The organism is Neisseria sp. P0008.S002 (assembly GCF_051962805.1).
GTDB lineage: Bacteria > Pseudomonadota > Gammaproteobacteria > Burkholderiales > Neisseriaceae > Neisseria > Neisseria perflava.
The window spans coordinates 145,556-163,738 of sequence record NZ_JBQCUY010000002.1; the positions used below are offsets into that span (position 1 = coordinate 145,556).

The 18,183-nt window shown below is 50.5% G+C and carries 20 protein-coding genes; 7 read left to right on the forward strand and 13 right to left on the reverse strand.

What is annotated here, in order from left to right; translation table 11 throughout:
- Position 1: 1 nt before the first annotated feature.
- Positions 2-505 (reverse strand): YceD family protein, encoded by a 504-nt coding sequence (locus tag ACTHSA_RS02585; RefSeq protein WP_049336368.1) that lies wholly within the window; start codon positions 503-505, stop codon positions 2-4.
- A gap of 55 nt (positions 506-560) precedes the next feature.
- Here ACTHSA_RS02585 and ACTHSA_RS02590 point away from each other — a divergent pair, with 55 nt between their 5' ends.
- Together ACTHSA_RS02590 and ACTHSA_RS02595 are read left to right on the forward strand one after the other, a co-directional pair.
- Positions 561-1,151: a Maf family protein gene (locus ACTHSA_RS02590; RefSeq protein ID WP_049336421.1), complete on the forward strand. Its 591-nt coding sequence runs from the start codon at positions 561-563 to the stop codon at positions 1,149-1,151.
- A gap of 54 nt (positions 1,152-1,205) precedes the next feature.
- Entirely contained in the window at positions 1,206-1,916 is a 711-nt protein-coding gene (locus ACTHSA_RS02595) for an SAM-dependent methyltransferase (RefSeq protein ID WP_049336370.1), read from the forward strand.
- Positions 1,917-2,010: 94 nt separating this feature from the next.
- Here ACTHSA_RS02595 and yidC read toward each other — a convergent pair whose 3' ends face one another.
- The 4 genes from yidC to rpmH all read right to left on the reverse strand — a co-directional run bounded on the left by yidC (position 2,011) and on the right by rpmH (position 4,472).
- The gene (gene yidC / locus ACTHSA_RS02600; protein WP_049336372.1) at positions 2,011-3,657 is read right to left on the reverse strand and encodes a membrane protein insertase YidC; all 1,647 of its coding nucleotides are present in this window, start codon (positions 3,655-3,657) and stop codon (positions 2,011-2,013) included.
- Positions 3,658-3,775: 118 nt separating this feature from the next.
- A complete protein-coding gene (yidD, locus tag ACTHSA_RS02605; protein WP_003682178.1) occupies positions 3,776-3,997 on the reverse strand; it encodes a membrane protein insertion efficiency factor YidD in 222 nt (73 codons plus the stop codon).
- Positions 3,997-4,335, reverse strand: coding sequence for a ribonuclease P protein component (gene rnpA, locus ACTHSA_RS02610; RefSeq protein ID WP_049343532.1), 339 nt, complete (start codon positions 4,333-4,335; stop codon positions 3,997-3,999). Before rnpA ends, yidD begins: the two co-directional genes overlap by 1 nt.
- 2 nt (positions 4,336-4,337) lie before the next feature.
- The gene (gene rpmH / locus ACTHSA_RS02615) at positions 4,338-4,472 is read right to left on the reverse strand and encodes a 50S ribosomal protein L34 (protein ID WP_002214728.1); all 135 of its coding nucleotides are present in this window, start codon (positions 4,470-4,472) and stop codon (positions 4,338-4,340) included.
- 319 nt (positions 4,473-4,791) lie between these two features.
- Here rpmH and dnaA point away from each other — a divergent pair, with 319 nt between their 5' ends.
- Both dnaA and dnaN read left to right on the forward strand, forming a co-directional pair.
- Positions 4,792-6,360 carry a chromosomal replication initiator protein DnaA gene (gene dnaA, locus ACTHSA_RS02620; RefSeq protein ID WP_049343534.1) on the forward strand — a complete coding sequence of 523 codons (1,569 nt, stop codon included), beginning with the start codon at positions 4,792-4,794 and terminating at the stop codon, positions 6,358-6,360.
- Between the two features lie 106 nt (positions 6,361-6,466).
- On the forward strand, positions 6,467-7,570 hold the full coding sequence (gene dnaN / locus ACTHSA_RS02625; RefSeq protein WP_004520410.1) for a DNA polymerase III subunit beta: 1,104 nt from the start codon (positions 6,467-6,469) through the stop codon (positions 7,568-7,570).
- A gap of 137 nt (positions 7,571-7,707) precedes the next feature.
- Here dnaN and ACTHSA_RS02630 read toward each other — a convergent pair whose 3' ends face one another.
- From ACTHSA_RS02630 to orn, 6 genes are all read right to left on the reverse strand, one after another.
- Positions 7,708-8,070: an ACP-like domain-containing protein gene (locus ACTHSA_RS02630; protein ID WP_003748906.1), complete on the reverse strand. Its 363-nt coding sequence runs from the start codon at positions 8,068-8,070 to the stop codon at positions 7,708-7,710.
- 297 nt (positions 8,071-8,367) lie between these two features.
- A complete protein-coding gene (locus ACTHSA_RS02635; RefSeq protein ID WP_440367363.1) occupies positions 8,368-9,954 on the reverse strand; it encodes an L-lactate permease in 1,587 nt (528 codons plus the stop codon).
- A gap of 332 nt (positions 9,955-10,286) precedes the next feature.
- Positions 10,287-10,922, reverse strand: a complete 636-nt coding sequence (locus ACTHSA_RS02640; protein WP_049343538.1) for a 7-carboxy-7-deazaguanine synthase QueE — start codon at positions 10,920-10,922, stop codon at positions 10,287-10,289.
- A gap of 107 nt (positions 10,923-11,029) precedes the next feature.
- Positions 11,030-11,401 carry a DUF1304 domain-containing protein gene (locus ACTHSA_RS02645; RefSeq protein ID WP_004520404.1) on the reverse strand — a complete coding sequence of 124 codons (372 nt, stop codon included), beginning with the start codon at positions 11,399-11,401 and terminating at the stop codon, positions 11,030-11,032.
- Positions 11,402-11,475: 74 nt separating this feature from the next.
- Positions 11,476-11,898 carry a 6-carboxytetrahydropterin synthase QueD gene (gene queD / locus ACTHSA_RS02650; protein ID WP_004520403.1) on the reverse strand — a complete coding sequence of 141 codons (423 nt, stop codon included), beginning with the start codon at positions 11,896-11,898 and terminating at the stop codon, positions 11,476-11,478.
- Between the two features lie 63 nt (positions 11,899-11,961).
- Entirely contained in the window at positions 11,962-12,519 is a 558-nt protein-coding gene (gene orn / locus ACTHSA_RS02655; RefSeq protein WP_039862353.1) for an oligoribonuclease, read from the reverse strand.
- 133 nt (positions 12,520-12,652) lie between these two features.
- On the opposite strand from orn, the gene dxs reads away from it, so the two are divergent.
- Genes dxs through ACTHSA_RS02670 form a run of 3 tightly spaced genes read left to right on the forward strand, consistent with a single transcriptional unit; the run spans position 12,653 to position 17,025 of the window.
- A complete protein-coding gene (gene dxs, locus ACTHSA_RS02660; protein ID WP_004520402.1) occupies positions 12,653-14,542 on the forward strand; it encodes a 1-deoxy-D-xylulose-5-phosphate synthase in 1,890 nt (629 codons plus the stop codon).
- A gap of 36 nt (positions 14,543-14,578) precedes the next feature.
- Positions 14,579-15,589 (forward strand): glycosyltransferase family 2 protein, encoded by a 1,011-nt coding sequence (locus ACTHSA_RS02665; RefSeq protein ID WP_004520400.1) that lies wholly within the window; start codon positions 14,579-14,581, stop codon positions 15,587-15,589.
- 35 nt (positions 15,590-15,624) lie between these two features.
- Positions 15,625-17,025, forward strand: a complete 1,401-nt coding sequence (locus tag ACTHSA_RS02670) for an L-serine ammonia-lyase (RefSeq protein ID WP_440378795.1) — start codon at positions 15,625-15,627, stop codon at positions 17,023-17,025.
- A gap of 80 nt (positions 17,026-17,105) precedes the next feature.
- Here ACTHSA_RS02670 and ACTHSA_RS02675 read toward each other — a convergent pair whose 3' ends face one another.
- Both ACTHSA_RS02675 and ACTHSA_RS02680 read right to left on the reverse strand, forming a co-directional pair.
- A complete protein-coding gene (locus ACTHSA_RS02675) occupies positions 17,106-17,327 on the reverse strand; it encodes a hypothetical protein (RefSeq protein ID WP_004519529.1) in 222 nt (73 codons plus the stop codon).
- 8 nt (positions 17,328-17,335) lie between these two features.
- Positions 17,336-17,965, reverse strand: a complete 630-nt coding sequence (locus ACTHSA_RS02680) for a C40 family peptidase (protein ID WP_039862067.1) — start codon at positions 17,963-17,965, stop codon at positions 17,336-17,338.
- Positions 17,966-18,183 lie beyond the last annotated feature (218 nt).

Sequence of the window (18,183 nt, forward strand, 5' to 3'; positions counted from 1 at the left end):
ATTAACTGCTTTTCAAACCTGCTAAAACAGCGAAGGGGTTTGGTTTGTCCCGATTGACTTCGTCCAGTGTTCCATTGTTGCCGCAGTCTTCGTGTCGAGGGGAGAAAGGGAGCGACATCAGGATTTGGTCTTCAACCAGAGTCCGCACGTCAAGCTCTTTTTCGAGCAGCATGCCTTCCAATTCTTCATCGGTAAGCATGGCTTCGTCCAAACTCTCTTCATCGGCAAACAGGACGATACGGCTGGTTTCATCGAGTAGAAACGGCATGGGCGTAATGCAACGCTGGCAAATCAGGGGCATGTCGGCTTTGACGTTTAAATCGAGAAACAGACGTTGCAGCCGGTCGCGACCGCCTTGCAGCGTAAACGACACGCGTGTCTGTTTGTCGGCCGGATAATCGTGCGAACTGACTCGTTCATCCAATTCTTCGAGCAGGAAGCTGCCTTGCAGATTCTGCCCTTCGGCGGCGAAAACTTCTGGGTCAATCAAATTAGGGTATGACATAAACGGAGTATGATATAATTTTGGCAGTCTAACGTCAATGTTTTTAAGTAAAAATATGGAAGTAAAACTGCCTTTGGTTTTAGGGTCGAGTTCGGTTTTCCGCTGCGGACAGCTTCGCCGTTTGGGTATCGATTTTCAGACGGCATCGCCTGATTTTGACGAAACGCCTATTGCGGGCGAACATGCAGGCGAAACGGCGCTGCGTTTGGCGGAAGGCAAAGCCCGTTCATTGGCGGCAGCTTTTCCTGCCGCGCTGATTATCGGTGCAGACCAAGTGGCATGGTGCGAAGGACGTCAATTGGGTAAGCCGATGAACGTCGCAAATGCACAACAGATGCTGGAAAACTTAAGCGGAAAACGGATTGAATTTTACAGCGCAATCGTGCTTTTGAATACTGCTACGGGCAAGGTTCAGCATCATGTCGATCATACGGTGGTTGCCATGCGCCAGTTGTCGCAGGAACAAATCAGCCGATATTTGGAACGCGAGCCGGATGCAGTTTATTGCGCCGGTGCGGCGAAAAGCGAGGGTTTGGGCGCCGCTTTGTTGGAGCGGATTGAAAGTACGGACCCGAATGCTTTGATCGGCCTTCCGATTTTCCGTCTGATTGATTTTTTGAAAAACGAAGGTGTGGAAGTTTTATAGTTTGAGGCCGTCTGAATGTGTTCAGACGGCCTGAGATTTTTTGGAGTTGCAAGAATGAAACCGATTTTGTATTTGATTCCTACCCCTTTGGGTGCGCCTGATACGCCATGCCTGTTGCCGCATGAACAACAGGCGATTGTCGGGCTGACGGATTTTGTCGTAGAAGCGGAAAAAACAGCGCGCGCGCATTTGAAACATTTGGGCGTAACTACGCCTATCCGCGAGCTGAATCTGCAAACGCTGAATGAACACACGGATTTGAAGACTTTGCCGGAATTGCTGAAACCTTTGCAAGAAGGGCGCAGTATGGGTATTGTCAGTGAGGCAGGTTGCCCGGCTGTTGCCGACCCGGGCGCGAATTTGGTGGCGTTGGCGCATAAACACGGTTTTGAAGTACGACCTTTGGTCGGGCCGTCCAGTTTGTTGCTGGCGCTGATGGCTTCGGGTGCGAATGGTCAGAACTTTGCGTTTAAGGGTTATTTGCCGTCTGAAAAAAATGAGCGGATTCAGTGTTTGAAGGCTTTGGAACAACGTTCGCGCCAGCAGAATGAAACGCAGCTGTTTATCGAAACGCCGTATCGCAACGATGCGTTGTTGGCTGATGCGGTGGAAAACCTGCATCCTGAAACGCGATTATGCGTGGCCACGGACTTAACCTTACCGACACAGGAAATCATCAGCCAAACGATTGCGCAGTGGCGGAAAAGAAAAGAAATGCCGAATTTGAAAAAACGCCCGACGATTTTTGTGCTTCATGCCGCTTAAAACTGGATTGGGTTCAATCTCAAACTGTATTTGTTTGAGGAAATAAAAAAGGCCGTCTGAACAACAGACGGCCTTTATGTTGCCTAAGCTTTTATCAAGAAACGACTTCGCCTTGGGCGCGTTGTTTTTCGATGCTGCGGTTGATGTGCCATTGTTGGGCGATGGTCAAGAGGTTGTTGACTACCCAGTACAGAACCAAACCGGCAGGGAAGAAGAAGAACATGATGGAGAAAATCAAAGGCATGACTTTCATCATTTTCGCCTGCATAGGGTCGGTTGACGGCGGATTCAGATAAGTTTGTGCAAACATGGTCGCCGCCATAATCAAAGGCAGGATGTAGAAAGGATCCGGACGGCTCAAGTCGGTAATCCAACCCAACCAAGGCGCTTGACGCAATTCTACGGAGGCGAACAATGCCCAGTACAGACCGATGAAGACGGGGATTTGCAACAGCATAGGCAGACAGCCGCCCAGCGGATTGATTTTCTCGTCTTTGTAAAGCTGCATCATGGCTTGTTGTTGCGCCATGCGGTCATCGCCGTATTTCTCTTTGATAGCTTGCAATTTAGGTGCAGCGGCACGCATTTTTGCCATAGAGCGGTAAGAGGCGTTGGTCAACGGGTACAGCACGGCTTTGACGATGATGGTCAAAACGATGATTGCCCAGCCCCAGTTGCCGATGATGTTGTGCAGTTGGTTCAAGAGCCAGAAGAGCGGGGAGGCGAACCAGTGTACTTTGCCGTAGTCTTTGGCCAGTTGCAGTTTGTCGGCGATGTTGGCGATAACGGAAGTGGTTTGCGGACCGGCATACAGGTTGATGGCGGTTTCGGCTTTCGCGCCGGCTTGAATGGCGGCTAAAGGCACGCTGACGCTTGCGCTGTACAGGTTGTCGTTGCGACGTTTGATGTCGATACGGCAGTCGCCTGCGGCGCAAACGCTTTGGCCGTCTTTAGGCTGCAAAATCCAAGTGGACATGAAATGGTGTTCAATCATGCCGAGCCAGCCGGTCGGCATTTTGCGGATGTATTCGGCTTCGGATTTGCCGGATTTGGCATCGTCGTCCAAATCAGAGAAGCTGACTTTTTGGAAGCCGCCTTCAGGGGTGTAAACCACCGGGCCGACGTAAGAGCGGGTAAAGTAGCCTTGGCCTTCAGGTTCGCTGTGGTCGCGGACGATGCGGTAGTCTGCGCTCAGGTTGACGGGTTGGCCTTTGCTGTTGGTAATGTCGAAACGGACGTTAACCAAGTAGCTGCCTTTGGTAAAAGTATAAACTTTGTCGATTTTCAGGCCGTTGGTTTCAGGTGCGCTCAGGCGGACTTCAACTTTGTCGCCTTCCAAACTGTATTGTTTTTGCGGAGCGGTAAAGCTGATGCCTTTTAGTACGTTGTTACCTTGTGCGTCCAAAAGCTCGGATTGGGCAACGTAGGTGTATTCCTTGCCGTCGTTAAACAGGACGAAAGGTTTGTGTTCGTCACCGGTTGCTTTGTATTGCAAGAGGGTCAGCTGGCGCAGATCGCCGCTTTTTTCATCGATGACGGCTTTGACCGTGTCTGTGGTAACGGTAATGGGGGTGGCTGGAGCAAGCGCGGCTTCGGCAGCGGCTTTTGCCGGAGCAGCGGCCGTTTGCTGTTGCGCGGCTTGTTGCGCCGGATTAGGTTTGGGGCTGGGGAAAAAATGTTCCCAGCCGGCAAAAATTGCCACTGAAATGGCAAAAAACGCCATTAGTCTTTTAAAATCCATAAGAGATTCCTGGAATTGACGGATAGGTAATCGAGATGAAAACTGCTTCAGACGGCATTATATAGAAACCGACGGGAAATTAAAGGAAATCGTGTTCTTTAAATGGTTGACAGCAGCATTATGGAACAGGGTCATGTCCGTGTCCGCCGAAAGGATGGCATCGTGCGATGCGTTTGATTGCCAGCCATCCGCCTTTGAATGCGCCGTATTTTTTGACGGCTTCGACTGCGTATTGTGAACAGGTCGGGGTATAGCGGCAGCGCGGCGGAATGAGGGGGCTGATGCAGTATTGGTAAAAGCGGATGAGTGCAAGGAGGAGCTTGGAAAGCAGGGTATTCATCAGCGTTTTTTCATCAGCTGGGCAAGTTGGTTTCGAGCTTCCGGGGCAGTTTCCCGATTAAACGCCTGACGCACGCGCACAACAAAATCATGCGGCGGCAGCTGGTGTTGATTCAGCCTGAACCAGTCGCGGATGACGCGCTTCATATAATTGCGGTCATGGGCGCGTTTGGCGGTCTTTTTGCTGACGACCAAACCAAGGCGCGGATGGCCGAGCGCGTTGTCTGCGGACTGGGAGACTTGCAGCAAATCGCGGCTGCGTCGGTTTTTCAACGCAAAAACGGATGAAAAATCATCCGTTTTTAATAAGCGATACTGCTTTGAGAAGCCGTAATTCAAAATTATACAGCCAAGCGTTTGCGGCCTTTGGCGCGACGGGCAGCCAATACTGCGCGACCACCACGAGTTTTGGAGCGAACCAAGAAGCCGTGGGTGCGTTTGCGTTTGGTAACGGAAGGTTGATAAGTGCGTTTCATGATGTTTCCTAAAAATTGGTAGATAATTAAACCGTGAATTACACTCCAATTTGCCGCTTTTGTCAATCAATATAAAAACTTTTCGTTGGCCAAAGTGTGACAACGGGTTTTATGCATTGATAGAATTTGTGGATAAAATTTTGCGGCGGTTGTGGATAAAAAAGAGCAGAATGGGTATAATCGCCCAACCTTGCTTTTCTCTGTGCGCAAGGCCGTCTGAAAGCAGCGGGAGTATCGTAAGAATTTGATTTTTATCGGATTGCCTGTCTGCTCTGCCTTCTTGTATTTCCCAAATCTTCCATTTTCCGAGCTTAATCTCATGACGTTAGCTGAATTTTGGCCGCTGTGCCTTTGCCGCCTTCACGAAATGTTGCCTGCCGGGCAGTTTGCGCAATGGATTGCGCCTTTGACCGTGAGCGAAGAAAACGGCGTATGGGTGGTGTATGGTAAAAACCAATTTGCCTGCAATATGCTCAAAAGCCAGTTTGCCGCCAAAATTGACGCCGTGCGTGCCGAATTGGTGCCTCAGCAGGCTGCTTTCGCGTTTAAGCCGGGCGTAGGTACGCATTATGAAATGGCGGCTCAGACTGTTGCGCCGGTGCAAGTGCAAGAAGTCATTGAAGTTGAAGAATTTGTAGAGCCTGTTCAAATGCCTTTGCAAACTGCTGCGCCAATGGAAGAAGATAGGCCGTCTGAAACGGTTTCCAAGCCTGCCACTGCCATGACGGCTGCCGAGATTTTGGCACAACGCATGAAAAACCTGCCGCATGAGCCTCAAGTGCAAACTGCCGCTCCGGCTGAGTCTAAAGCAGTTGCCAAAGCCAAAACCGACGCACAACACGATGCGGAAGAAGCGCGCTACGAACAGACCAATCTGTCGCGCGACTATACATTTGAAACTTTGGTGGAAGGTAAGGGCAACCGCCTTGCCGCCGCAGCCGCCCAAGCGATTGCTGAAAATCCGGGGCAGGGCTACAACCCGTTTTTCTTATACGGCAGTACTGGTTTGGGTAAAACCCACTTGGTGCAGGCCATCGGCAACGAATTGTTGAAAAACCGTCCTGATGCCAAAGTGCGCTATATGCACTCGGACGACTATATCCGCAGCTTTATGAAGGCTGTGCGCAACAATACTTACGATGTATTCAAGCAACAATACAAACAATATGACCTGCTGATTATCGACGATATTCAGTTCATCAAAGGCAAAGACCGCACGATGGAAGAATTCTTCTATCTGTACAACCATTTCCACAACGAGAAAAAACAGCTGATTCTGACGTGCGACGTATTGCCTGCCAAAATCGAGGGCATGGACGACCGTCTCAAATCCCGTTTCTCATGGGGTTTGACGTTGGAACTTGAACCGCCCGAATTGGAAATGCGCGTGGCGATTTTGCAGAAAAAGGCAGAAGCAGCCGGTATCAGTATCGAAGACGAAGCCGCTCTGTTTATCGCCAATCTGATCCGCTCCAATGTGCGTGAGCTGGAAGGTGCGTTCAACCGTGTCAGCGCCAGCAGCCGTTTTATGAATCGTCCTGTCATCGACATGGATTTGGCGCGTACGGCTTTACAGGATATTATTGCCGAAAAACACAAAGTCATTACCGCAGACATCATCATCGATGCGACAGCCAAATACTACCGTATTAAAATCAGCGATATATTAGGCAAAAAACGTACGCGCAACATTGCCCGTCCGCGCCAAGTTGCCATGAGCCTGACCAAAGAGCTGACCACGCTCAGCCTGCCTTCTATCGGCGATGCCTTTGGCGGCCGCGACCACACGACCGTGATGCACGGTGTCAAAGCGGTGGCGAAACTGCGTGAAGAAGATCCCGAATTGGCACAAGACTACGAAAAACTGCTGATTTTGATTCAGAACTGACCCAATGCAATATTCAGACGGCCTGATGTCAATGTGAGGCCGTCTGAATACAAAAAATATTTTAAAATACCCAAATCAACCGATTTCAAATTCAAAGGAATGGAACATGCTGATTTTACAAGCCGATCGCGACAGTCTGCTCAAGCCGTTGCAAGCCGTTACCGGTATTGTCGAACGTCGCCATACTCTGCCGATTTTGTCCAATGTGTTGCTGGAAAGCAAAGACGGACAAACCAAACTTTTGGCAACCGACTTGGAAATCCAAATCAATACCGCCGGCCCTGAAAGTCAGGCAGGCGATTTCCGCATTACGACCAACGCTAAAAAATTCCAAGACATTTTGCGCGCCCTGCCTGACAGTGCGTTGGTGTCACTGGATTGGGCGGACAACCGTTTGACTTTGCGCGCGGGCAAATCCCGTTTTGCCCTGCAAACCCTGCCTGCTGAAGACTTTCCGTTGATGAACGTCGGCAGCGACGTCAGCGCGACTTTCTCGCTGACTCAAGAAACCTTCAAAACCATGCTTTCGCAAGTGCAATACAGCATGGCGGTTCAAGATATCCGCTATTACCTCAACGGCTTGCTGATGCAGGTTGAAGGAAACCAATTGCGCCTTGTTGCAACCGACGGCCACCGCCTTGCTTATGCGGCCAGCCAAATTGAGGCAGAACTGCCGAAAACGGAAGTGATCCTGCCGCGCAAAACGGTATTGGAGCTCTTCAAGCTGTTGAACAATCCGTCCGAGTCCATCACCGTTGAGCTTTTGGACAATCAAGTACGCTTCCAATGCAATGGCACGACTATTGTCAGCAAAGTCATCGACGGCAAGTTCCCTGACTTTAACCGCGTGATTCCTTTGGATAACGACAAGATTTTCCTCGTGTCCCGTACCCAGCTTTTGGGTGCGCTTGAACGTGCCGCCATTCTTGCCAATGAAAAATTCCGCGGCGCACGACTGTTTCTGCAGCCTGGTTTGCTGAGTGTCGTATGTAGCAACAACGAGCAGGAAGAAGCGCGCGAAGAGCTGGAAATCGCTTACCAAGGCGGAGAACTGGAAGTCGGTTTCAACATCGGCTACTTGATGGACGTGTTGCGTAACATCCACTCCGACGATATGCAGCTTGCTTTCGGCGATGCTAACCGTTCAACGCTGTTTACCGTGCCAAACAATCCGAACTTCAAATACATCGTAATGCCGATGCGTATTTGATTCGGAAAACAAACAAAAAGAGCGTGTAGGGTACACGCTCTTTTTTATAGGCTTGAATCAAAAGGCCGTCTGAAAATTGTTTTTCAGACGGCCTTTCTATCAAACCGGGATGATTCGGCTAAATAGGAAGACTGGGATTAACGTGGACGTGGTTCGCAGTTTTTCACCAGGAATGAGCCGTTAGGGGCGTTCACGCCAACTACTTCAGAAGTAGTGTGGGTGTTTTTGTCGATGAAACCGGCAGACATTACATAGCCGCGACGGTTGGTGAAAGTAGTGCCAGTGCTGTCAGAACGTTTTTTGTCGACAACCAAAGAGGCTTTTTTGCCACCGGCGTTTACGTCAGCAGTAACTGCACGGCCGCTACGGTCAAAGCCGTACATCACGTTTAGTGATTTGCCACCGTCACAACGGTAAGAAACGAAGCCGGCAGGTGCAGCGGCAGCAGAGAAGGAAACAGTAGCCAATGCGGCTGCAGTGATAACAGAAAGTAATTTCATGATCTAAGCTCCATATGAGGGTTGTGTGTTATCTTGCAAAGTGAGAAAGGGTTTCCGTTTGCAGATGAAGCGTATTTTAGGCGTTTTGTCGGTAGTGGCAATTAGGTAAATTGCAAAACAGTGTTTACTTATGATTACCCGATTGTTTATTAATAGAAAGTTGTTTGTAATTTGGTGTTGCAAAGTAGTTATGTGGGTTGTTGCGGAATATATACATTAATGATTCTTTAAGAAATATAGCGAAAGAATACAAAAAAGGCCGTCTGAATATTCAGACGGCCTTTGATATGAAGCGGTTTACAAAAAGAAAATTGCAGCCACAGTCACGGCGATGATGCCGTAGATGGTCATTGGGATGACAGTTTTCTTGATGATGGCACCTTCGGCGTTGTTCACGTTCAACACGCTGCATACGGCGATGATGTTGTTGATGCAGACCATGTTACCCATTGCGCCGCCGACGGATTGCAGGGCGAGGATGAGGGTAACGGACAGGCCGGTATCAAGCGCGATTTGTTGTTGAATCGGACCAAAAGTCAGGTTGGATACAGTGTTGGAACCGGAGAAGAATGCACCGATTGCGCCAAGGTAAGGGGAGAAGTACACCCAGTGTTCGCCTGCCATCGCGGCAAACTCTTTACCGATGATTTTCACCATGGAGTCATCGCCGCCAACCATCATCAGCTGAACCATAATCAGCGCACCCATCAGGGCAAGCAGAGGTTTTTTGGTTTGGTTGAAGGTTGCCGCGTAGAAAGACCATGCATCTTTGAATTTGGTTTGGTACAGCAGGATGCAGATCCAAACGGTGAAGACAAACGGAATCCAAGCCGGAACGTAGAGGGTTTGGTAGGAAGCGTTCACGCCTTGGCCGAAGATGTTGCCGAAGGTAATGGTCAGGGAGTCGCTGACGGTAATTTTGGATAAGTTAAACGGCAGTTGGAAGCTGAACCATTCTTCTTTACTGGTCAGCAGGCCTTTGATGCCCAACTGTTTGATACGGGTTACCACCAGCATGCCGATCAGCATACCCAAAGGAGCCAGTGCTTTGGCAACTTGTGCGAAAGGTACTTTTTCTGCATTCGGGTCTTTGGCGTAATCTTTGCTCAAGCCCCAGCCGCGGTTTGCTGCGAATACGGACACCATCAGGCCGATTGCGCCGGCAACCAGAGATGGGAATTCTTCATTGACCATCGCCAATGCAACGTAAGGAAGGGTACAGGAGAATACGGCGATACCGATAAAGCCCAGGTTTTTACGGATTTCAGCCCAAGGTACGATGAAGCTCAAGCCGATGACGGGGATGATGAAACCAGCAAAGAAGTGCATGACGCCGGTTTGCATACCGATTTCCATAATGCTCTTTTGATCCAAGCCCAAAGGCGCAAAGCCGAACCAAGTCGGAGTACCTACTGCACCGAAGGAAACAGGTACGGAGTTCATCACCAAAGCGAAGATGGCTACTTTTAACGGGTTGAAGCCCAAGCTCATCAGGATTGGCGCGGCAATGGCGGCAGGCGTACCGAAACCGGACGCGCCTTCAATCATAAAGGCGAAAGACCAGCCGATGATCATCAATTGGGCAATCGGGTTCGGGCTGATGGTGGCCAGCCATTTGCGGATGACGTCGATACAGCCGGTGGTTTCCATCATGCGGTTGAACATAATGGCACCGAAAATCACGGTAATCGGGGTCAGGGTAGAGACGAGGCCGGACGCGGCTGTTGCGTTGAGCAACATGGCGTTGTCGCCGAAATAAAACAGTTTGATGGCATAAATCAGCGCGGCGGTAATCGGCAGCGCGACGTAGGACGGCATACTGTTTTTCTTAACCATCAGCCAGATCAGCAGCACGATGGGAAAAATACTGAGAAAGAGAGCCATGGGATTATCCTCGGGGCAACGGGCATCATAACCGTCAATCAATGGCGGTTTGATGCGATGTGTTGAGTAATAGATGTTTTTCGAATAAGGATTGCCACCTTTTTAGATGCAATCAGTTATCAGGTAAATTGGTTTTACCAATTTATGAAAACTGTTGCACACTTTACGTAATCTTATGTAATCGGTCAAGGGGTTTGTAATAAAAAAGGCCGTCTGAAATAGGGTTTTCAGACAGCCTGAGAGCATTGCCAGTAGTGCATTTGGTCGAATATGGAATGGTATTTACATTAAATATTTTGTAAAGGTTTTGTTTTTAATTGATTTCAAACGAATTATTCTATTCCTGCCCATTTATGCGTTTGTACGCTCAGTTGCCAATGGACGGGGGCGTCGGCTCGGCTGTTTAACACGCCGATTTGGCGGATGGTGTCGTAGATATTCATTGCGCCGTCTTGTTCGCAGGGGGAAAGATAGTAATGTCGGGCGCGGATTTTGCGTTCCATCTCTTGGCAAAACGAAATGACATCACCGTCGGCGACAATGCGCACTTCGTCTGCTTTCTCGATGCAACTTTTTTCGTATTTAGCGGCGTAACAGGCTTTGGGACTGGTGGCAACGTAGTCGATTTGCGGCGGCGCGGGGTTGAGGCCGTTGGTTTCGATACACAGAAAATAGCCTTCGGCTTTGAGTGCATTGAGCAGGGTATCCAAATGCGGTTGGATGGTAGGTTCGCCGCCGGTAATGATGATGTTGCGCGCCGTGTAGGTTTTCAGACGGCCTAAAATATCGGACAGGCTCATCATGCCGAATTTAAGGTAGTCGGTATCGCACCAGCTGCACGCGAGATTGCATTTGCCCAAACGGATGAAAACGGCGGGCATGCCTGTATTCCAGCCTTCGCCTTGCAGGCTTTCAAAGATTTCGACAATGCGGTATTGGGGATTGTTCGGCGTGATGTGAATGGTCATGAATGTCGGGTGTGTGGGATTGAATCGTTGTGGTGAAGCGTTTTGAGAAATCGGTTGAGGCAGCCATTCTTTCTGTCAGTTCAATAGGAAAGAATGGCTGGGTGTGCTTAAGCGGCAATGACGGCTGCTGCGGCCAAAAATGCCGGCAAGCCTTGTTTGAGCAAAATGCTTTTGTTGCCGGATGAAAACGCGCCCCATGCGGCGGCGATGAGGACGAAGCCGAGGAACAGGATGGTCGCGCCGTAAACCGCGTTGTCGGGTGCGGCAAAGCGCGCCCATACCAAGCCGATGGCGAGGAAGCCGTTGTACAGGCCTTGGTTGGAAAACAGGGTTTGTACGCGTTTTTGTTCCATAAATTCGTAAGGCATGTTGAACAGCTCTGACGCTTTTTCGCTTGGGATTTGCGTCATTTCGAGCCAGGCGATGTAGAAGTGTTCGACAGCGACGAAAAGGACGAGGAGGGTGGAGATGATTTTCATGAAGATTCCTTTTGATGTTTAGCGTATGGATATGTTGGGGGAACAGGCCGTCTGAAAAAATACAAAATGCCGGTTTATTCCCCTTCATATTCCGCATACGAGGTCGGCGTTTCCCATAGTTTCACGCTGCACACTTTGACACCGGCGTTTTTCAGACGGCCATACATTTCTACGCTCATGTTTTCGGCGGTGGTGCGGCAGGGCAGGCGCAGGGTTTTCATGTTCCAGCCTTCCAAAAGCGCGGCGATTTGGCTTTCGCGTTCGTTGTTGCCGTGATAGATGAAGGCATGGTCGAACGGGTCGTTGATGTGTTGTTTGACGATGGATTTCAGGTCGGTAAAGTCCATCACCATGCCGTCTTTTGCGCCGCCTTGGATAACGGGCGCGGAGACAGTGATTTCGAGTTTGTAGGTGTGGCCGTGCAGGTTTTGGCATTTGCCGTCATGCCCGTCGAGCATGTGCGAGGAATCGAAGGTAAAAATTTTGGTGATTTTCATGAGATGAGGGAAGCTGATGAGGCCGTCTGAACGGTGTAAAACCTGTTTCAGACGACCTTGGGATTATTGTTCGGAAGGGAGTTTGAGGAAATGCTCGCGATAATGGCGCATTTCTTCGATGCTTTCGAGGATGTCGTCCAATGCCTTGTGCGAACCGCGTTTGACCACGCTTTTGGCGACGGCCGGATTCCAGCGTTTGGCCAACTCTTTCAGCGTGGACACGTCTAAGTTGCGGTAGTGGAAATAGGCTTCCAAACGCGGCATGTATTTGACCATGAAGCGGCGGTCTTGATGGATGGAGTTGCCGCACATGGGCGTGGATTTCTCGGGTATCCATGCGGACATGAAGTCCAACAGGTTTTGCTCGACTTCAGCTTCGGTCAGTTTGGATTCGCGCACGCGTTGGGTCAGACCGGTGCGGCCGTGGGTGGCGGTGTTCCACTCGTCCATGCCGTCGAGCAACTCGTCGCTTTGATGGATGACGTAAACGTCCGATTGTGCCAGTACGTTCAAATCGGAATCGGTAATGATCATGGCGACTTCGATAATGCGGTCGTGTTCCGGGTTGAGGCCGGTCATTTCCATATCGAGCCAGCAGAGGTTGTTTGCGTTTTGGGTCATTTCAGACGGCCTTGTGTTTTCAGTTGGCAGTATTATAAAGGATAAAGGTTCGGGCCGTCTGAAAGCATTTGTAACAAGTTGTGCAATCTCTTGATATAATCGTCCGTTACACAAAAAATCACCGCCAAAAATCATGAACCCAAGCCCTTTGCTCGATATTATCGATACGCCTCAGGATTTGCGCTGTCTGGAGAAAAAACAGCTGCCGCAAGTCGCCGCCGAATTGCGCGAATTTCTGTTGGATTCCGTCGGTAAGACGGGCGGCCATTTCGCCAGTAACTTGGGCGCGGTCGAGCTGACGGTGGCGCTGCATTATGTGTACGACACGCCAGAAGACCATTTGGTCTGGGATGTCGGCCATCAAAGCTATCCGCACAAAATCCTCACCGGCCGCAAAAATCAAATGCACACCATGCGCCAATACGGCGGTTTGGCGGGTTTCCCAAAACGCAGCGAGTCGGAATACGACGCGTTCGGCGTGGGGCATTCTTCCACATCCATAGGCGCGGCTTTGGGCATGGCCGTTGCGGACAAACAGTTGGGCAATAACCGCCGCAGCGTCGCTATCATCGGCGACGGCGCCATGACGGCGGGTCAGGCGTTTGAAGCCCTGAACTGCGCAGGCGATATGGATGTCGATTTGCTGGTTATCCTCAACGACAACGAAATGTCGATTTCCCCCAATGTCGGCGCGCTGCCGAAATATCTTGCCAGCAACGTCGTGCGCGATATGCACGGCCTATTGAGCACCATCAAAGCCCAATCGAGCAAAGTATTAGATAAATTGCCCGGAGCGATGGAGCTTGCCCAAAAAGTCGAAAACAAAATCAAAACCTTGGCAGGCGAAGCGGAACATGCCAAACAGTCGCTGTCTTTGTTTGAAAACTTCGGTTTCCGTTACACCGGCCCGGTGGACGGCCACAACGTTGAAAATCTGGTGGACGTATTAAAAGACTTGCGCGGCCGCAAAGGCCCTCAGTTGCTGCACGTCATCACCAAAAAAGGCAACGGCTACAAATTCGCCGAAAACGACCCTGTCAAATACCATGCTGTCTCCAAGCTGCCGAGCGAAGTGCCTGCGCCGGAAGTCAAACCTGCCGCGGCTAAACCGACTTATACGCAAGTTTTCGGCCAATGGCTGTGCGACCAAGCGGCGGCTGACGAGCGTTTGGTTGCCATCACGCCTGCCATGCGCGAGGGCAGCGGCTTGGTTGAGTTTGAACAGCGATTCCCCGACCGCTATTTCGACGTCGGCATCGCCGAGCAACACGCCGTTACCTTTGCCGGCGGTTTGGCATGTGAAGGCATCAAGCCCGTCGTGGCGATTTACTCCACTTTCCTGCAACGCGCTTACGACCAGTTGGTACATGACGTTGCTTTGCAAAACCTACCTGTTTTGTTCGCCATCGACCGTGCAGGTATTGTCGGTGCAGACGGCCCGACCCATGCCGGTTTGTACGACTTGAGCTTTTTGCGTTGCGTGCCGAATATGATTATTGCCGCACCAAGCGACGAAAACGAATGCCGCCTGCTGCTCTCAACCTGCTATCAGGCAAATTCGCCGTCTGCCGTCCGTTATCCGCGCGGTACAGGCACGGGCGCAACCGTTTCAGACGGCCTGGAAACCGTTGAAATCGGTAAAGGCATCATCCGTCGCGAAGGCGAGAAAATTGCCATTATCGCCTTTGGCAGCATGGTTGCCCCATCATTGACCGCCGCCGACAAGCTGAACGCGACCGTTGCCGACATGCGCTTTGTCAAACCGATAGATGAAGAACTGATCGTCCGTCTTGCCCGAAGCCATGACTACATCGTTACCGCTGAAGAGAATGCCGAACAAGGCGGCGCAGGCAGCGCGGTGTTGGAAGTGTTGGCGAAACACGGCATCTGCAAACCGGTGTTGCTGTTGGGTGTAGAAGACAAAGTTACCGAACACGGCGACCCGAAAAAACTGCTGGACGACTTGGGTTTGAGTGCCGAAGCGATTGAAAAACGCATTGCCGGCTGGATTAAGGCCGTCTGAAAAATGATTAAAACCTATCAATACATTGCATAATTTATGGGAAAAAAACTAATCAGCATCAGCATGGTGCGCAACGAAAACGACGTTATCGAATCGTTTGTCCGTCATAATCTCGAGCTGATGGATGAAATGCACATCATCGATCACGGCAGCAGCGATGGAACAAGGGAAATCCTGATTCAATTGAAAGAAGAAGGTTTGCCTATATTTATCTATCAATATCAAGCGCTCAAGTACAATCAAGAGCAATTGGTAAACCTGCTTATGAAGCAGCTTGTAGCAAAAGATGAAGCGATAGATTTCGTTTTTCCGCTGGATGCGGACGAATTTATTTCATGTCCTAGCCGTATCATGCTGGAACAACTTTTGGATGTCATCGGCGAAAACAGGATCGGCATGTACCTTTGGCGCGGCTATTTGCCGACATCGTTGCAATACAATCCCGATTTCACCACTCAATTTACCGAGCAACGCCTCGAAACGCTCTTTACCCCCAAAGTCATTATTCCTAGATGGGCTGCCGAATCTTGCAGCGTGATTATCGGCTGCCATTACATGTTGGATAAAGATGGCAACAAGGTTAAATCAACCCTGTTTCATTCGCCGGATTATCGAGGTTTACATTCCTGGTTTATCGAGCAGTTTTCCGCCCAATTTGCGGAGACCGATTTGTTGTGGCTGGGGCATTTCCCAATCCGCTCCTTGAACCAGCACATCAAAAAAATCCTCGAAAAGTCCATCTTGATTGCCATTAAAGACGGAAGCAACGATATTGCCTGGGAAAACCAGTTGCGCGAATTGCTGGACAACGGCATGAAGATGGACTTGAACGATTTACGGCTGTTGGCATACAGATACCGCGCCGGTTCTACAAGTTTGGAAGACCCGCATTGTAAAGTCAGCCATTACGAACCCTTGCGTAAAAAACCGCTGATGCTGAAATACACCTCGCCGGAAGCAGGTGATCCTTTGATGACTGTCGGACATTTGGTACTTGCATTGGCAAGCGGCGCACAAGATTCCTCTTTAGGCCTTAAGGCCGTCTGAAAAACACAGCCCGCACACACAATAATAGGAAAATTATGATCAGCATCTTTGATATTTTCAAAATCGGCATCGGCCCGTCCAGCTCGCACACCGTCGGCCCGATGAAGGCCGCGGCCGCTTTTGCTGATTTGCTGAATGCCGAAAACTTGGATACACAAGTGGCGCGCATTGTCATTGAAGTGTACGGTTCACTTGCTTTGACCGGTATCGGACACGGCACATTCGACGCATTATTGCTCGGTTTGGAAGGCAGCCTGCCGCACGATATCCCGCTTGCGGACATCCCTCAACGCTTGGAACGTATCCGCACGCAGCACGTTTTAAAACTCAACGGCCGTGAAATGGCCTTCAATCCTGAAAAAGATTTGGATATCCGCGGCGACAAAGTGTTGCCCAAACATCCGAACGGCCTGAACTTTATTGCCTACCATTCAGACGGCCAGAAGCTGAAAGAGCAGATCTATTATTCGGTCGGCGGCGGTTTTGTCGTTACAGACGAAGGGTTTGCACAAGAGGCGCAGGAAAATGCCGATGTGCCGTATCCATACAAAAACTGCGACGAGTTGTTGGCACAATGCCGTCTGAACCAGTTGAATATTTCCGAAGTTGTGTTGGCCAATGAAGCGGCGTTGGCAGGTTGCGATGAGGCGGAAGTGCGCCGCCGTGTGGCTGCCGTAGCCGATGTGATGGAAAACTGCATCAAGCGCGGCTTGGGTGCGGAAGGGCAGTTGCCGGGTGGCTTGAACGTTCGCCGCCGTGCGCCGCAGTTGGCAGCCAAACTCAAAGTCCTGCGCGAGAGCGAAATCGTCAATACCCAACTTTGGCCGATGGTGTACGCCATGGCGGTCAATGAAGAAAATGCCGCCGGCGGCCGTGTCGTAACCGCACCGACCAACGGCGCGGCAGGCATTATTCCTGCCGTTTTGCACTATTTCCGCAAATTTAATCCGCACGCCAACCAATCGCGTGTCGAAGATTTCCTTCTGACTGCCGGCGCCATCGGTATTTTGTATAAAACCAACGCGTCGATTTCCGGTGCGGACGTCGGCTGCCAAGGCGAAGTTGGCGTGGCATGTTCCATGGCGGCAGGCGCATACGCCGAAGTTATCGGCGGTACACCGAAACAAGTGGAAAACGCCGCCGAAATGGCCATGGAACACCACTTGGGCCTGACTTGCGACCCTGTCGGCGGCTTGGTGCAAATCCCCTGTATCGAGCGCAACGGCATCGCCGCCGAAAAAGCCCTCAAACTCGCCACCCTCGCGCTTTTGGAAGACGGCACAGACAAAAAAGTCTCACTTGATGAAGTGATTCAAACCATGCTGCAAACCGGCCGCGATATGAAGGCAACTTACAAAGAAACCTCACTCGCCGGTCTAGCAATTACCTTGCAGAAAAAAGCCATACCGGTATCCGTGCGCGTTGTGGAATGTTAGCAATAGGGTAAGGGATCGGCACGATAAAAAAAGGCCGTCTGAAAAACTTTCAGACGGCCTTTTTTGTATGGATCGAATAACTAACCGTTTTTTTGATAAGGGTTTTCTAGTCCGGCCATTAAGTCGCGGAAGTATTCGCGCAACTGTTTTTCGGAGCAACCCATCAGCAGCGCGTCTTCAAATGCGTCCTGCGCTATTTGGTACAGTTCGTTTAAGTTTTCGGTCATGACTTTGACTTTTTCGGTGCAGGAAACAATCTGACCGTCGTCGTCATACCATTTGGGCATTTGCGGCATCGCCATCGTGCACCTCAATTCAAGAAACGGGATGGGTCGTTTTTCTTCACGCGGCGGGCAAAGGCGTATTTTCCGTTCCAATATTTGTGGCCGAGGCTGGTAATTTCGATACGTTTGCCCGTTCTCGGCGCGTGAATGAAATTGTTGTTGCCGATGTAAAGGCCGACGTGGGAAATACGGCCGCGACCCATGGTGCGGAAAAAGACCATGTCGCCCGGCTGCAATTCCGAACGGTTCACGGCAACGCCCATTTGCGCCTGTTCGGCAGAGGTGCGCGGCAGGTTTACGCCCATGGCGCGTTTAAAGATGTGTTGCATGAAGCCGCTGCAGTCAAAGCCGGTAGAGGCTGATGTGCCGCCGTAGCGGTAGGCCACGCCAAGCAAGCCCATGGCGCTGCCGATTAACTCATCTGCATTGCCCGAAGGTGCGCGCGTATTGTTGCTTGCGGCAGGATAGGTATTGGTGGGATGGACAGGGGTTGCCTGACGCGTATTGCCGTAAACGTTGGCGTTGTCGTTGAATTGGTTTAAAACACGCTGACGGGTGGTAATCAGGTTTTCCAAATCATCGGCGTAAGAAAAATTGACGCTCGCAAGCATGGCGACCGAAGTCCAAACTGCTGCGAGCCGGAGTAAAAAATTCATTATAAAAACTTCCGTTTCAGAAGGCATTCCCTGCCGATTGCAGGCACATTGCCGGTTTCTGAGATGTTATCCCGTATCATTCTCTTGTTATCTGCTTGATTGTATTCAAAAACCGTCTTTTTGGCAAAAAAACTGCTGTTATTTTGCGTTAAACCCTTGTTTCCAAACAAACTAGAAAAACATCAAACGCGGTTTCGCTTGATTTATCCGCCGCTGCA